Genomic DNA, 425 nt, shown 5'->3' with positions numbered 1-425 from the left:
GCTGCCGGTATGGTTTTCCTTTACGTCTGAGACACTGCCACAATGTGCCGCCTTGCCTCTTATCACGCCAAATATAGCGATAAATGCTCATATGACTGATACCAGCATGAACGCCAGATATTTGCTCAGGACTCCAGTTCTCTTTAAGCTTGTCTGTCACCCATGCCCAGAGGTCAGTCACAATAGTTGTGGCGTTGTTAGCCCGTCTGTCACAAGCCTTGTTATTAGCATGCTTTGCTCGGTAACCTCGTAGGCTTTTATTGCGTCTAAGCTCTCTTGATATGGTACTGGGACTTCTGTTTAACGCCCTCGCTATAAAATTAATACTATGTTTTGCCCCTTTAAGGGCATAAATCTGGTATCGTTCACCTAGGCTTAGATGTGTATAGCTCATGGTTGCAATCTCACTTTGGTCGGTGGATAAA

General features: G+C 45.2%; 1 protein-coding gene. It reads right to left on the bottom strand.

Annotated elements, in window-relative coordinates:
- On the bottom strand, positions 1–394 hold a 394-nt coding region (locus EI164_RS16750), incomplete at its 3' end, for a helix-turn-helix domain-containing protein (protein WP_192521080.1).
- Between the last annotated feature and the right edge of the window lie 31 nt (positions 395–425).

Origin of the sequence: Psychrobacter sp. FME13 (assembly GCF_014861395.1) — a bacterium.
In the GTDB taxonomy this organism is placed as follows: Bacteria; Pseudomonadota; Gammaproteobacteria; order Pseudomonadales; family Moraxellaceae; genus Psychrobacter.
The sequence above is the reverse complement of the archived record's forward strand: the minus strand, read 5'-3'. Positions and strand labels throughout refer to the sequence as shown.